This window comes from unidentified bacterial endosymbiont, from assembly GCF_918797525.1.
In the GTDB taxonomy this organism is placed as follows: Bacteria; Pseudomonadota; Gammaproteobacteria; order Enterobacterales; family Enterobacteriaceae; genus Enterobacter.
Genome location: NZ_OU963893.1, coordinates 853,483 through 867,337, shown reverse-complemented (window position 1 = coordinate 867,337; position 13,855 = coordinate 853,483). Strand labels below are relative to the sequence as shown.

Here is a 13,855-nt window from a genome sequence, read left to right as displayed (position 1 = left end):
TGCCGTTTTGAGTTTATGTCCCTCTCCCTGCCGGGCGAGGGCATCCGGTTTTACAGCGTTACGCCGCTCTTAAAGATAGCCAGCTCGCGGAAATCGTTCTTCTCGTTGCAGGTTTGTTTGCCGTTAGCAAATTCAACAATGGTGTCCACAAACTCAGACAGCAGCTCCGGCATCGCTTTACCGTGGATCAGTTGCCCCGCATCGAAGTCAATCCAGTGTTTTTTCTTTGCCGCCAGTTCGCTGTTGGTGGCAATTTTCACCGTAGGCACAAAACCGCCGTAAGGTGTGCCGCGACCGGTACTGAACAGCACCATATGGCAACCGGAACCGGCCAGCGCGCTGGTTGCAACCGCATCGTTGCCCGGTGCGCTGAGCAGGTTAAGACCGTGTGTTTTGAGGCGCTCGCCGTAACGCAAGACGTCGACCACCTGGCTGGCTCCCGCTTTCTGGGTGCAGCCGAGAGACTTCTCTTCAAGCGTTGTAATTCCACCCGCTTTGTTACCCGGAGACGGGTTCTCATAAATCGGCTGATTGTGCGCGATGAAGTACTGTTTGAAATCGTTCACCATGGTGACGGTCTTTTCAAATGTCGCTTCGTCGCGGCAGTGGCTCATCAGAATACGCTCTGCGCCGAACATCTCGGGTACTTCGGTGAGCACGGTAGTGCCGCCGTTGGCTATCATATAATCGGAGAAGCGCCCCAGCATTGGGTTGGCGGTGATCCCGGACAAGCCATCCGAGCCGCCGCATTCGAGACCAAACTTCAATTCGCTCAGTTTGCCCGGCTGGCGTTTATCGTGGCGCATCACCTCATACAGCTGATGCAGTTGTTCCAGGCCCGCTTCCACTTCATCGTCCTGATGCTGACACACCATAAAGTGCACGCGGTCGGCGTCGAACTCGCCCAGGGTGTCGCGGAACGCATCAACCTGATTGTTTTCGCAGCCCAGGCCAATCACCAGCACCGCGCCCGCATTCGGGTGGCGCACCATGTTTTGCAGCATGGTACGGGTATTGATGTGGTCATCGCCAAGCTGAGAGCAGCCGTAAGTGTGGCTGAAAAGATGCACGCCGTCGGTGCCTTCAGCATTATTGGTTTCTTTCAGGAAACGCGTCTGGATTTGGCGCGCAATCCCGTTTACGCAGCCCACGGTCGGGAGGATCCACAGCTCATTGCGGATCCCCACGTCGCCATTGGCGCGGCGGTAGATCTGAACGTCACGATCTCGCGCCTGCCCTTCTTCGGCCTGGAAATCGGGTTGATAGCTATACTCGTCCAGATCGCTCAGATTGGTGCGGGTATTGTGAGAATGAATGTATTCACCCGGCGCAATATCCGCCAGCGCATGGCCGATGGGCAAGCCATACTTCACCACGTTCTCCCCTTTGGCAATCGGGATCAGGGCAAACTTGTGTCCACGTCCAATGGCCTGGCGCAACGTGACCGACTCATTATCGAAAGTGACTTCCGTCCCTTCGATCAGATCCGCCAGCGCTACGGCAACGTTATCCAGCGAATGGATTTTGATGTAGTGCATATCAACCTCAAAGGCCTTAGTTCAGTTCAATGGCGAAGTAATCACGCGCATTGTTAAAGCAGATGTTTCTCACCATGTCGCCCAGCAGCTGGATATCCGCCGGTGCTTCGCCTGCCTGCACCCAGCGGCCTATCATCTGGCACAGAATGCGACGGAAATATTCGTGGCGGGTGTAGGAGAGGAAGCTGCGGCTGTCGGTCAGCATGCCTACGAAGCGGCTTAACAGACCCAGTTGTGCCAACTGCGTCATCTGACGTTCCATACCGTCTTTCTGGTCGTTGAACCACCAGCCGGAACCGAACTGCATTTTGCCTGGCATACCTTCGCCCTGGAAGTTGCCGATCATGGTGCCCAGCACTTCGTTATCACGCGGGTTCAGGCAATACAGGATGGTTTTTGGCAGCAGGTTCTGTTCGTTCTGTTTGCTCAGCAGTTTGGACAGTTCTTCCGCCAGCGGACGGTCGTTGATGGAGTCGAAGCCCACGTCCGCGCCCAGCAGCGTAAACTGACGCTGGTTGTTATTGCGCAGCGCACCAATGTGGTACTGCTGCACCCAGCCGCGACGCGCATATTCTGCCCCGAGGAACACCAGTACCGCCGTTTTGAACTGGGCCACTTCATGCTCACTGAGAGACTCGCCTGACAGACGACGCGCCAGAATGCTGTCCAGCTCGGTTTCGTTAGATTCAGCGAACAGCACGACGTCCAGCGCGTGGTCAGAAACTTTGCAGCCGTGCGCCGCAAAATGATCCAGACGTTTGGTCAGCGCGCTTTGCAGATCGGTGAAACGACGAATATCGGTATCCGAGACTTCTGCCAGCTTCGCCATGTAATCGTTAAAGGTGGCCTGCTCAATGTTGAACGCTTTATCCGGGCGCCAGCTTGGCAGCACTTTGATATCAAACGCCGTGTCTTTCGCCACCGCCGCGTGATGCTCCAGTGAATCAATAGGGTCGTCGGTGGTGCCAACCATCTTCACGTTCATTTGTTTCATGATGCCGCGCGCAGAGAAGCGATCCTGCGCCAGCAGCTCGTTGCATTGATCCCAGATTTCGTCTGCGGTAGCCGGAGAGAGCAGCTTTCCGCTAATACCGAACGGACGGCGCAGTTCGAGGTGCGTCCAGTGGTACAACGGGTTGCCAATGGTGTGCGGTACAGTCGCCGCCCAGGCGTCAAATTTTTCCCGGTCGGATGCATCCCCGGTACACAGGCGCTCAGCCACACCGTTGGTGCGCATCGCACGCCATTTATAGTGATCACCCTTCAGCCAGATGTCATACAGATTTTTAAAACGGTAATTTTCGGCCACCTGCTGCGGCGGTAAGTGGCAGTGGTAGTCGAAAATCGGCTGGTCTTTTGCGTAGTCGTGGTACAGGCGGCGAGCAAATTCGGTATCAAGCAGAAAATCATCGGTCATAAACGGTGTCATTATCGTCTTCCTCGTAACGAGTGCGTCAGAAAGCTTATGTTCAGATGCTGCAAAGTTATCACACCAATTTCCAGAGGAAGAGGTTTTTTTCGTGAGTTAGATCAATAAACGTCGACAAAAAAATTACCCCAAATGGAGTAAACCCTTCCGCAAGCCGCGCCAGCATTGGCTTTGCAGGCGCCATCTAATGTCCCTACAAAGGATCACGCTTTTGTGATGTCACTCACCTTTTAAAGTTGTATGACAAGTTATCTTTTCGCCGTCGCAAACACTAAGCCGACGGAATGCATTGCCGGTGTAAAACATCGGATTTAACGGTACGGAAACCGACTTATGCACGATTACTTATGGCAAGGTTCGGGCCGTTCCGGGACATTCTCCCGGCTACGCCCCTCCCGTTACACAACCGCTCCCGGCAACGGTTGAGAGGTTGCCGTGTTCCGGCACGGAAATAACATAACGATGAGGTTTTAGATGCGTAAAATTAAAGGGTTACGTTGGTACATGATTGCGCTGGTGACGTTAGGCACCGTGCTTGGCTACCTGACACGTAATACCGTGGCAGCAGCGGCGCCAACATTAATGGAAGAGTTGCATATCTCCACACAGCAATATTCCTACATTATTGCTGCTTATTCCGCAGCTTATACAATAATGCAGCCTGTTGCAGGTTATGTTCTCGATATTCTCGGTACTAAAGTCGGTTATGCCTTCTTCGCCGTCGCGTGGGCAATTTTCTGCGGCGCAACCGCGCTGGCAGGGAGTTGGGGGGGGCTGGCGCTGGCGCGTGGCGCAGTGGGTGCTGCTGAAGCGGCAATGATCCCTGCCGGCCTGAAAGCCAGCTCCGAGTGGTTCCCGGCAAAGGAGCGTTCTATTGCGGTCGGTTACTTTAACGTTGGCTCGTCCATCGGTGCGATGATTGCGCCGCCGCTGGTGGTATGGGCTATCGTGATGCACAGCTGGCAGATGGCGTTCATTATCTCTGGCGTGCTGAGCTTTGCATGGGCCATGGCGTGGCTGATTTTCTATAAACATCCCCGTGACCAGAAAAAACTGTCCGAAGAAGAACGAGATTACATCATTGGGGGCCAGGAGTCTCAGCATCAGACCAACAACGGCAAAAAAATGTCCGTCTGGCAGATCCTGGGCACCCGTCAGTTCTGGGGTATTGCGCTGCCACGCTTTCTGGCGGAACCGGCCTGGGGAACCTTCAACGCCTGGATCCCGCTGTTCATGTTTAAAGTTTACGGCTTTAACCTGAAAGAGATCGCCATGTTCGCCTGGATGCCAATGTTGTTCGCTGACCTGGGTTGTATCGTTGGCGGTTACCTGCCACCGCTGTTCCAGCGCTGGTTTGGCGTGAACCTGATCGTCTCGCGTAAAATGGTGGTCACCATGGGTGCGCTGCTGATGATTGGCCCTGGCATGATTGGCCTGTTCACCAGCCCTTATATTGCTATCGCGCTGCTGTGTATTGGTGGTTTTGCTCACCAGTCCCTGTCCGGTGCGCTGATCACCCTCTCTTCAGACGTCTTTGGCCGTAACGAAGTGGCAACCGCAAACGGCCTGACCGGTATGGCCGCCTGGACCGCAAGCACCCTGTTTGCGCTGGTCGTCGGTGCGCTAGCCGATACCATCGGTTTCAGCCCGCTGTTTGCCGTACTGGCTATCTTCGACCTGCTGGGCGCGGTGGTTATCTGGACGGTGCTGAAAAGTAAATCTGCCGATGAGCTACAAAACGAGTCCCTTGGGGGCCCGGCAACCCAGAGTTAGCAGCAAGACCGTTGTGCCGGGTAAGCGCAGCACTTACCCGACACATTCTTCCCTATTCCGCTTTGTAGCGGCTTTTTATTGGCAAAATCTGGAGACTGGCAGGCAAAAGTGGTATAACAAATCATCCGCCGTACCCTGCCTGGAGCGCATATGGAAATCACCGAACCACGTCGTTTATATCAACAACTTGCCGCCGAACTGAAAGATCGCATCGAGCAAGGTGTTTATCTTGTCGGTGATAAACTTCCCGCTGAGCGCTTTATCGCAGATGAAAAAAGCGTCAGCCGTACCGTGGTGCGCGAAGCCATCATCATGCTGGAAGTGGAAGGCTATGTTGAGGTGCGTAAAGGCTCCGGAATTCACGTTATCTCCAGTCAGGCAAAACATACCCCGGCACCGGACGAAAGTCTGGAATTCGCCAGCTACGGTCCGTTTGAACTGCTCCAGGCTCGCCAGCTTATCGAAAGTAATATTGCGGAATTCGCAGCCACTCAGGTGACCAAGCAGGACATTATGAAGCTGATGGAAATTCAGGAGAGCGCGCGTAAGGAAAAATGTTTCCGCGATTCAGAATGGGATCTCCAGTTCCACGTGCAGGTGGCCCTGGCTACCCAAAATACGGCGCTGGCCGCCATCGTTGAAAAAATGTGGACTCAGCGTGTTCACAACCCATACTGGAAGAAATTGCACGATCATATCGATTCCCGTACCGTCGATAACTGGTGTGACGATCATGACCAAATCCTTAAAGCGCTGATTCGTAAAGATCCTCATGCCGCTAAACTGGCCATGTGGCAACATCTGGAAAACACCAAACTTATGCTGTTCAATGAAACCAGTGACGACTTCGAATTCAACGCTGACCGCTATTTATTTGCCGATAATCCCGTGGTTCACCTTGATACCGCAGCCAGTCTGGCAAAATAACCTTTTAAGTCTCTCCGGCAGGCGCTTCGTTACGCCTTCCGGCGGCAGGAGAAGGTAAGCAGTTATAATGTCAGCCTTTGTAAAGTCCCTCGCTCCCCTCCACGCCTTACGCCAAAATCATTCATCCCTGCAAAATCTGTGACGCAGAACGTTGGGCTTTGTTACAATTATATTCAATTCTTTATTTTGTAAGTTAGTGCTTGCTAACCAGCTAATTAGCGGGAACAGCGTTAGCCACGCGCTAATGTATCAACGAGCGACCATAATAAAATCATAGCACTGTCGCCGTGCTGTTTTACCCGGATAACAGGCGTGATGTTAACCGATTTCCAGGAACACTGAATGGAACTTTTGACCCAACTACTGCAGGCCCTCTGGGCGCAGGATTTCGAAACGCTGGCCAATCCTTCCATGATTGGTATGCTCTACTTCGTCTTGTTTATGATCCTGTTCCTTGAGAACGGGTTGCTTCCTGCGGCCTTCTTGCCCGGCGATAGCCTGCTGGTTCTGGTGGGCGTGCTGTGCGCTAAAGGGGCGATGGCGTTCCCACAAACCGTGGTGTTATTAACCGTTGCGGCCAGTCTCGGCTGCTGGGTGAGTTATATCCAGGGACGCTGGCTGGGCAATACGCGCATCGTTCAAAACTGGCTATCCCATCTCCCCGCGCATTATCACCAGCGGGCGCACCACCTTTTTCATAAGCACGGGCTTTCCGCACTGTTAGTGGGCCGTTTTATCGCCTTTGTACGCACGTTGCTGCCAACCATAGCGGGCCTTTCGGGGCTGAACAGCGCCCGCTTTCAGTTTTTTAACTGGGTGAGCGGTCTGCTGTGGGTCCTGATCCTGACCACGCTGGGCTATGTGCTGGGCAAAACACCGGTGTTCATGAAATATGAAGACCAACTGATGTCCTGCCTGATGCTGCTGCCGGTGGTGCTGCTGGTCATTGGTCTGGGGGGGTCACTCTATATGCTGTGGAAAAAGAAATACGGGACCAGGGGCTAACAATGGTTATCTTCCCCCTCACAGTGCGTCGATTCTCCTGTGCCATGATTGCGCTGGCGGCCATCGCCGCCCTGCTAATGACCTGGGCCGCGCTGGGTAACGAGGAGTCGACTCTGGCTATTCGCCCAATGAATCAGGGCGTCAGCGTCCCTGATGGCTTTTCGGTCTGGCATCATCTTGACGCCAACGGTATTCGCTTTAAGAGCATTACGCCGCAGGACGACGTGTTGCTTATTAAATTTGACTCCAGCGCCCAGAGCGCAGCCGCGAAGGTGGTACTCGACCGCACATTGCCGCATGGCTATATTATTGCGCAGCAGGAAGATAACAGCCATCCTGCCGCCTGGTTGTCATTACTCCGCGATACGTCGCATCGGTTTGGATAATTACCAGGATTCCGAATCTTTTCACTCCCTTTGGTGATTACCCCGTTTACTTACTATGCTTAAGTATGCGGAGCAACCTTCAGGTGTTCTCCGCATTATTTTGGATAACGGCTAAGCCGTAACACAACGGAAGGTTTCAAATATGAAATACCGCATCACGCTGGCTCTGACCCTTTTAACTTTAAGCTCTGCTTCTTTCGCTAACACCCTTTGTCAGCAGAAAGAGCAGGAAATTCAGCGCGAAATCAGTTATGCCGAAAAGCATAACAACCAGAACCGTATTGACGGTTTGAAGAAAGCGCTCAGTGAAGTGAAAGACAATTGTACGGACAGCAAGCTGCGAGCCGATCATCAGAAAAAAATTGCCGAACAGCAAGACGAGATAGCCGAGCGCCGTCAAGATCTGCAGGAAGCGAAAGAGAAAGGTGATGCGGATAAAATTGCTAAACGCGAGAGGAAGTTGCAAGAAGCGCAGGACGAACTGAAAGCGCTGGAAGCTCGCGAATATTGAGTTAACGGAAATCTCAACAGGAGAGAATCATGTCAAAAGATACCACCTCAGAACATCTGCGCGCTGAACTGAAATCCCTTGCAGACACCCTGGAAGAGGTGCTGAGCTCCTCCACCGATAAATCTAAGGAAGAAGTCAGCAAACTGCGCAGCAAAGCGGAACAGGCGCTGAAAGAGAGCCGTCATCGTCTGGGTGAAACCGGTGATGCATTGGCGAAACAGACTCGCGAGGCCGCTGCCCGTGCCGATGAGTATGTTCGTGATAACCCGTGGACTGGCGTAGGTATTGGTGCCGCAGTGGGTATCGTGCTGGGCATCCTCCTGACGCGTCGCTGATTATGGAAGATCCTCGTCACGCACAAGGGCCTGCTAATAACGTCCTCGGCATCGGCCAGCGTTTGTTAACCACGCTGGTCGGCATTGCCGAAACGCGCGTCCGGCTTGCAGTGGTTGAACTGGAAGAGGAGAAAGCCAACCTTTTCCAGATGCTGCTCATGCTCGGTCTGACCATGCTTTTCGCCGCGTTCGGTCTGATGAGCCTGATGGTGTTAATCATCTGGGCCATCGATCCGCAGTATCGCCTCAATGCGATGATCGCCACTACCGTTGTTCTGTTGGTTGGCGCATTAATTGGAGGCATCTGGACGCTGCATAAGGCACGTACGTCAACCTTCCTGCGCCATACGCGACAGGAGCTGGCTAACGATCGTTCGTTGCTGGAGGACGATAAACCGTGAGCAGCGCTGCCGAGCGTCAGAAGCGAAAAGCCTATCTTTTGAGCCAAATTCAACAGCAACGGCTGGATTTGTCGGCTGGCCGTCGTGACTGGATTGATGCAACTCATCGGTTCGATCGTGGCTGGAATACTGTCCTGAGCCTGCGCTCCTGGGCGTTGGTCGGTAGCAGCGTGATGGCTATCTGGAGTATTCGACATCCTAATATGCTGATCCGCTGGGCCCGACGCGGCTTTGGCGTCTGGAGCGCCTGGCGTCTGGTGAAAACCACGCTGCGCCAGCAGCAGCTACGGTAATCTCTGTTGTGCCGGGGGGCGGAGTCGCATGACCCGGCCTCCATTTCGTTCGTCCCGCATCTCCTCCATTACTCAATATCTTTGATAAACATTGACAGTTTTCCTTGCTAACAATTGCTATTCGTCACGTTTATGATTCTCTCCATTGACAGCAAAGACGCGGTATCTACCCGAATTTGCACAAAAATATCGTTCAGCCGCTGATGTGGTTTCCTGGAGAGTAAAATGAAAAAATTAGAAGATGTTGGGGTTTTGGTTGCGCGTATTCTGATGCCAATTCTGTTTATCACCGCAGGTTGGGGCAAAATCACCGGCTATGCAGGTACCCAACAGTATATGGAAGCGATGGGTGTACCGGGGTTCCTGCTGCCGCTAACCATTCTGCTTGAATTCGGCGGTGGTCTGGCGGTACTGTTCGGCTTTCTGACCCGTACTACCGCATTGTTCACCGCTGGCTTTACCCTGCTGACGGCATTCATTTTCCACAGTAACTTCGCGGAAGGCGTGAACTCCCTGATGTTCATGAAAAACCTGACCATTGCAGGCGGTTTCCTGCTGCTGGCCATCACCGGCCCTGGCGCGTACAGCATTGACCGCGTGCTGAATAAGAAGTGGTAAGCACGCTATACTGAATACCTACAAAGCGAGGAGATGTCTCCTCGCTTTTGCTATCTGACGGAGGAGAAAAAAATGGGACAACTCGTAGACGGCATCTGGCAGGATGTCTGGTATGACACCCAATCCACCGGTGGCCGCTTCAGGCGCTCTGTTTCGGCCTTCCGTAACTGGCTGACCGCCGACGGCGCTGCCGGCCCGAGCGGAGAAAGTGGCTTCGCAGCCGAAAAAGACCGTTACCATCTCTATGTTTCACTCGCCTGTCCGTGGGCGCACCGCACGTTGATTGTGCGCAAGCTTAAAGGGCTGGAGGCATTGATTCCGGTTTCGGTAGTGAACCCGCTGATGCTGGAAAACGGCTGGACGTTTGACAGTGATTTCCCCGCCGCGACGGGTGATGCCCTGTATCACCACGATTTCCTCTACCAGCTCTACCTGCGTGCCGACCCGCACTACACCGGGCGCGTTACGGTGCCGGTACTGTGGGATAAAAAAAACCAGACCATCGTCAGCAATGAGTCTGCGGAGATCATCCGCATGTTCAACACCGCGTTTGATGCCCAGGGCGCCCGCGCCGGGGATTATTACCCCGACGAACTGCGCGCTAAGATCGATGAGCTGAACGGTTGGATCTACGACAACGTTAATAACGGCGTCTACAAAGCCGGTTTTGCCACCAGCCAGGACGCTTACGATGAGGCGGTCGGGAAAGTATTTGACTCTCTGGAGCGTCTGGAGCAGATCCTCGGTCAACACCGCTACCTGACGGGCGACCGCCTGACGGAAGCCGACATCCGCCTATGGACTACGCTTATCCGCTTTGATCCGGTCTATGTTACCCACTTTAAGTGCGATAAACATCGCATCAGCGATTACCTAAACCTGCATGGTTTCCTGCGTGACATCTACCAGATGCCGGGCATTGCCGAAACGGTCGATTTCGATCATATTCGCACCCACTACTACCGCAGCCATAAAACCATTAACCCGACGGGCATTATCTCTATTGGCCCGTGGCAGGATCTTGATGAACCGCACGGGCGCGACGTCCGTTTCGGATAAATATATAGGGCATCAATAGATGTCCTTTTTTAATTCACAATATCCATCTATCCTTATCTCGATCGCTTAGAAAACAAGTGATTGACTGATTATTGAGGCAAGGAAAAATGGACTGGTATTTGAAAGTACTGCGCAACTATGTTGGATTTGGTGGCCGCGCCCGCCGCAAAGAATATTGGATGTTTGTTCTGGTGAACTTCATTCTCCTTATGGTGCTGAGCATCGTCGATAAAATACTCGGTTGGGAACGGGCTGGTGGGGAAGGTGTGCTTACCTCAATTTATGGCATTTTCATACTGCTGCCATCCTGGGCCTTACAGTTCCGACGGCTGCACGATACTGACCGTTCAGCATGGTGGCTTCTGTTGCTCTTGATCCCGATTATCGGCTGGTTAATTATGTTGGTCTTCTACTGTCAGAACGGTACACCGGGTGAAAACCGCTTTGGTCCCGACCCCAAGCCCGCCGTATAAACACAGCCCGGTGTTACCACCGGGCCTGAACGCTTATTTGTTGTTGTGGGCAAAGAGCTTCGGAATTTCGCGCAGGCACCAGGATTTGGCTTCGCCCATGCTGTCACGCCGCCATGCCATAATGATGTCCACTTCGCTGGTGTACTCCGGGCTGACGACCCGCAGCCGCCCTTCGGCAATGTCTTTTTCGACGAATGGATACGGCATGGTCGCGACCCCTAACCCCGCCAGCAAAGCCTGACGTTTGTCCTCAAGAGAGGTCACCGTCAGACGCGGCTGTTTATCCAGCAACTGCACCGTCAATACCGGGCGTTCACGTGCTGTGTCTGCAACCGCGACGCCGCGATACTTCACGCGGGTAACTTCAGACAGCGGTTCCGGCTCCTGGTGAATTGGATGGTCTGGCGCGGCCACGTAAACGTTTAACACGCTGTAAAGCTTGCGGGAATTGATTTCTGAAGATGAACGAAAGTGCATGTCCGGCGCAATCACAATATCCGCCCTGCCCGTCTCCAGCCGCTCCCAGGCCCCTGCCAGCACTTCGGTGATGATGGACAATTGGGTGTTAGCTTTACCCGCCAGCCTGTCCACCAGCGGGAACAGCGCCTCGGTAGGCACCAGCGCCTCGGTAACCAGCGTCAGATGAGTTTCCCAGCCGCGCGCCAGCGCTTCCGCATCGGTCGTTAGCTTGTCTGCCGCCTCCAGCAGGACGCGACCGCGCTCCAGCAGCATCCGCCCCACGTTGGTGAATTTTGTTCGATGACCTGAGCGGTCAAAGAGCACCACGTCCAGCTCTTCCTCCAGCTTCTGCATGGTGTAGCTTAGCGCAGATGGAACGCGCCCCAGTTCATCAGCGGCCGCGGCAAAACTGCCGCGTCTGTCTATTGCGTCCATGACGCGAAGCGCCTCAAGCGTCAATGCTCTCTCTTTAGCCATCTCGTTCTCATTCAGGAAATTTGAACATACCGGGCAGAATATCTGGCTAACAATCAAGCGTCCATACCTTTACCATTGTTTTAGTGTAAAGAGAGGTCACGTTTATGATTACGACAAGAACAGCTAAACAGTGCGGACAAGCCGATTTCGGTTGGCTGCAGGCCCGCTACACCTTTTCCTTTGGACACTACTTTGACCCAAAACTGCTCGGTTACGCCTCATTGCGCGTGTTGAACCAGGAAGTGCTCGCCCCGGCCAGCGCTTTCCAGCCGCGTACGTACCCGAAAGTCGATATCCTGAACCTGATCCTGGAAGGCGAGGCAGAATACCGCGATAGCGAGGGCAATCATGTTCAGGCAAAGGCAGGCGAAGCGGTGTTAATTTCCACGCAGCCTGGTATCAGCTACAGCGAGCATAACCTCAGCAAGGATAAGACCCTGACCCGCATGCAACTGTGGCTGGATGCCTGCTCTGAGCGGGAAAACCCGCTAGTGCAAAAAATCGATCTGAAAGATGACAAGCAGCAGTTGATTGCCACGCCCGATGGCAGCAACGGCAGCCTGCAACTGCGCCAGCAGGTATGGCTGCACCATATCGACCTGAATAAAGGTGGACAGGCGAGCTTCCAGCTTCATGGCCCGCGCGCCTATCTGCAATCAATACACGGTACGGTGCATGCGTTAACGCATACGGAAGAGAAAGAAGCGCTCACCTGCGGTGACGGGGCGTTTATTCGCGATGAAGCGAATATTACCCTGGTGGCCGATACGCCGCTGCGCGCGCTGTTGATTGATTTGCCGGTGTGATGTGAACCCGTCCCCTCACCCTGACCTTCTCCCAACCGGGGTCGGGGTGAGAGGCGATCACTACACCTTACTCGCCATAATCTCAATAATTTGCCTGTCCGTCGCCTGCATTGAGCGACACGCTAACGCGCAAAGGTTCGAAATAGACTGCTCCACATCGTGCGCAACAATCCCCTCGTTACCCGTTACGGCTGAATCATCCAGCGCCATCATCACCGCCTTCCAAGCACTGGCGACGCTGGTTGAGACTTTCATCGCGCAGCTGTTTGAAGCCCCATCGCAGATCATCCCGCTGACATCGCCTATCATACTCCCGATGGCCATTGCTATCGTCGGGTATGTTCCGCCCAACAGCCACGCCATCCCTGCCGCCGCCCCCATGCCTGCGGTGGTGGCGGCGCATAACGCTGACAGGCGTGGGAGCTGGTAGTGAATATAGATGGCCGACAGATGCGAGAGCATCAGCGCTCGCGCAAGCCGTTCTTCAGCAGCCTGAATGTGCTCAGCAACCACAACGATTGGCATAGTGGCCGTGATCCCTTGATTACCGGAACCAGAGTTACTCATAGCTGGCAGCGTCGCACCGCCCATCCGCGCATCAGAGGCCGCACTGGTACGGATAACAATGTCTGAGCCCAGATCCTTCGCCACCCATCCACATGCGCGTTGCTTATCAAGCGTCGCGCCAATGTGCAGCCCCCACTTACTACGTAAACCTTCACGGGAGAGCGCATCGTTCAGACGCCCCGCATCGAGGATGAAGCGGATCGCGTCGAACGGCACCTGCTCTACAAACTCAAGGATCTGCGACAGCGTCGTGTTCGAGAGCACCGCCAGCGGGTCGTCCTTAGCCTGGCTCTGACGATCGTCAAGCGTAAAGCGCGTTTCGCCCTGGCAAACCACCTCTACCACCCGGGTATGCCCGCCCGCGATGGTCACCATGGCCGAAGACTCTCCGGCGTAAACGCAGGCACGTGAATAGAGGATCTCATCGCAAGGTTCCTGCAATTTCACCTGCACCAGTCCCGCTTTGAGCATCGCTTTGGCGCGTGCCAGCGCATCAGCCGACGCGTCTTTCAGCACTTCCAGCCCGGCCTGTGCATTTCCACCGAGCGCGCCGAGCGCCGCCGCGATGGGCAATCCGACCATGCCGGTGCCGGGCACCGTTACGCCAAGTCCGTTTTTCATCAGGTTCGGCGATACCCACGCCTCAATTCGCGTTATCTCACCGGAAAGCTGCCCGGCAGCCATCGCGCAGGCCAGTGCCAGCGAGACAGGTTCCGTACACCCCAGCGCAGGCTTTACCTCCTCCTGCACAGCATGAATAAAATGATTCCATAAAGGATTAATTTGCTTAGACATCGT

Annotated in this window: 16 protein-coding genes; 12 read left to right on the top strand and 4 right to left on the bottom strand. The window is 54.3% G+C overall.

Annotated elements, in window-relative coordinates; all coding sequences use genetic code 11:
- Positions 1-50: 50 nt before the first annotated feature.
- Positions 51-1,538, bottom strand: coding sequence for a UxaA family hydrolase (locus tag NL510_RS04170; protein ID WP_253381825.1), 1,488 nt, complete (start codon positions 1,536-1,538; stop codon positions 51-53).
- A gap of 16 nt (positions 1,539-1,554) precedes the next feature.
- On the bottom strand, positions 1,555-2,967 hold the full coding sequence (gene uxaC, locus NL510_RS04165; protein WP_253381823.1) for a glucuronate isomerase: 1,413 nt from the start codon (positions 2,965-2,967) through the stop codon (positions 1,555-1,557).
- Between the two features lie 474 nt (positions 2,968-3,441).
- On the opposite strand from uxaC, the gene NL510_RS04160 reads away from it, so the two are divergent.
- From NL510_RS04160 to NL510_RS04110, 11 genes are all read left to right on the top strand, one after another.
- Positions 3,442-4,740 carry an MFS transporter gene (locus NL510_RS04160; RefSeq protein WP_253381821.1) on the top strand — a complete coding sequence of 433 codons (1,299 nt, stop codon included), beginning with the start codon at positions 3,442-3,444 and terminating at the stop codon, positions 4,738-4,740.
- Positions 4,741-4,890: 150 nt separating this feature from the next.
- Positions 4,891-5,667, top strand: a complete 777-nt coding sequence (exuR, locus tag NL510_RS04155; protein WP_253381819.1) for a transcriptional regulator ExuR — start codon at positions 4,891-4,893, stop codon at positions 5,665-5,667.
- Between the two features lie 342 nt (positions 5,668-6,009).
- Positions 6,010-6,672: a DedA family general envelope maintenance protein YqjA gene (yqjA, locus tag NL510_RS04150; protein ID WP_253381817.1), complete on the top strand. Its 663-nt coding sequence runs from the start codon at positions 6,010-6,012 to the stop codon at positions 6,670-6,672.
- Positions 6,673-6,674: 2 nt separating this feature from the next.
- Positions 6,675-7,058 carry an EnvZ/OmpR regulon moderator MzrA gene (gene mzrA / locus NL510_RS04145; RefSeq protein WP_253381815.1) on the top strand — a complete coding sequence of 128 codons (384 nt, stop codon included), beginning with the start codon at positions 6,675-6,677 and terminating at the stop codon, positions 7,056-7,058.
- 142 nt (positions 7,059-7,200) lie between these two features.
- Positions 7,201-7,569, top strand: coding sequence for a DUF1090 domain-containing protein (locus NL510_RS04140; protein ID WP_253381813.1), 369 nt, complete (start codon positions 7,201-7,203; stop codon positions 7,567-7,569).
- A 29-nt stretch (positions 7,570-7,598) separates the two neighbouring features.
- The gene (locus NL510_RS04135; protein WP_253381811.1) at positions 7,599-7,904 is read left to right on the top strand and encodes an ElaB/YgaM/YqjD family protein; all 306 of its coding nucleotides are present in this window, start codon (positions 7,599-7,601) and stop codon (positions 7,902-7,904) included.
- A 2-nt stretch (positions 7,905-7,906) separates the two neighbouring features.
- A complete protein-coding gene (locus NL510_RS04130; protein ID WP_253381809.1) occupies positions 7,907-8,305 on the top strand; it encodes a phage holin family protein in 399 nt (132 codons plus the stop codon).
- Positions 8,302-8,598 (top strand): YqjK-like family protein, encoded by a 297-nt coding sequence (locus NL510_RS04125; RefSeq protein ID WP_253381807.1) that lies wholly within the window; start codon positions 8,302-8,304, stop codon positions 8,596-8,598. Before NL510_RS04130 ends, NL510_RS04125 begins: the two co-directional genes overlap by 4 nt.
- Positions 8,599-8,823: 225 nt before the next feature.
- On the top strand, positions 8,824-9,216 hold the full coding sequence (locus NL510_RS04120) for a DoxX family protein (protein WP_234673160.1): 393 nt from the start codon (positions 8,824-8,826) through the stop codon (positions 9,214-9,216).
- Between the two features lie 72 nt (positions 9,217-9,288).
- On the top strand, positions 9,289-10,275 hold the full coding sequence (locus NL510_RS04115; protein ID WP_253381805.1) for a glutathione S-transferase family protein: 987 nt from the start codon (positions 9,289-9,291) through the stop codon (positions 10,273-10,275).
- A gap of 107 nt (positions 10,276-10,382) precedes the next feature.
- Positions 10,383-10,748 (top strand): DUF805 domain-containing protein, encoded by a 366-nt coding sequence (locus NL510_RS04110; protein ID WP_253381803.1) that lies wholly within the window; start codon positions 10,383-10,385, stop codon positions 10,746-10,748.
- Positions 10,749-10,781: 33 nt separating this feature from the next.
- Here NL510_RS04110 and NL510_RS04105 read toward each other — a convergent pair whose 3' ends face one another.
- Positions 10,782-11,684: a LysR family transcriptional regulator gene (locus tag NL510_RS04105; protein ID WP_253381801.1), complete on the bottom strand. Its 903-nt coding sequence runs from the start codon at positions 11,682-11,684 to the stop codon at positions 10,782-10,784.
- Between the two features lie 104 nt (positions 11,685-11,788).
- Between NL510_RS04105 and NL510_RS04100 the strand changes: the two genes are divergently transcribed.
- A complete protein-coding gene (locus NL510_RS04100) occupies positions 11,789-12,490 on the top strand; it encodes a pirin family protein (protein ID WP_253381799.1) in 702 nt (233 codons plus the stop codon).
- Between the two features lie 60 nt (positions 12,491-12,550).
- Here the strand turns inward: NL510_RS04100 and NL510_RS04095 are convergent, their stop codons facing one another.
- A complete protein-coding gene (locus NL510_RS04095; RefSeq protein ID WP_253381797.1) occupies positions 12,551-13,852 on the bottom strand; it encodes an L-cysteine desulfidase family protein in 1,302 nt (433 codons plus the stop codon).
- Positions 13,853-13,855: the final 3 nt, after the last annotated feature.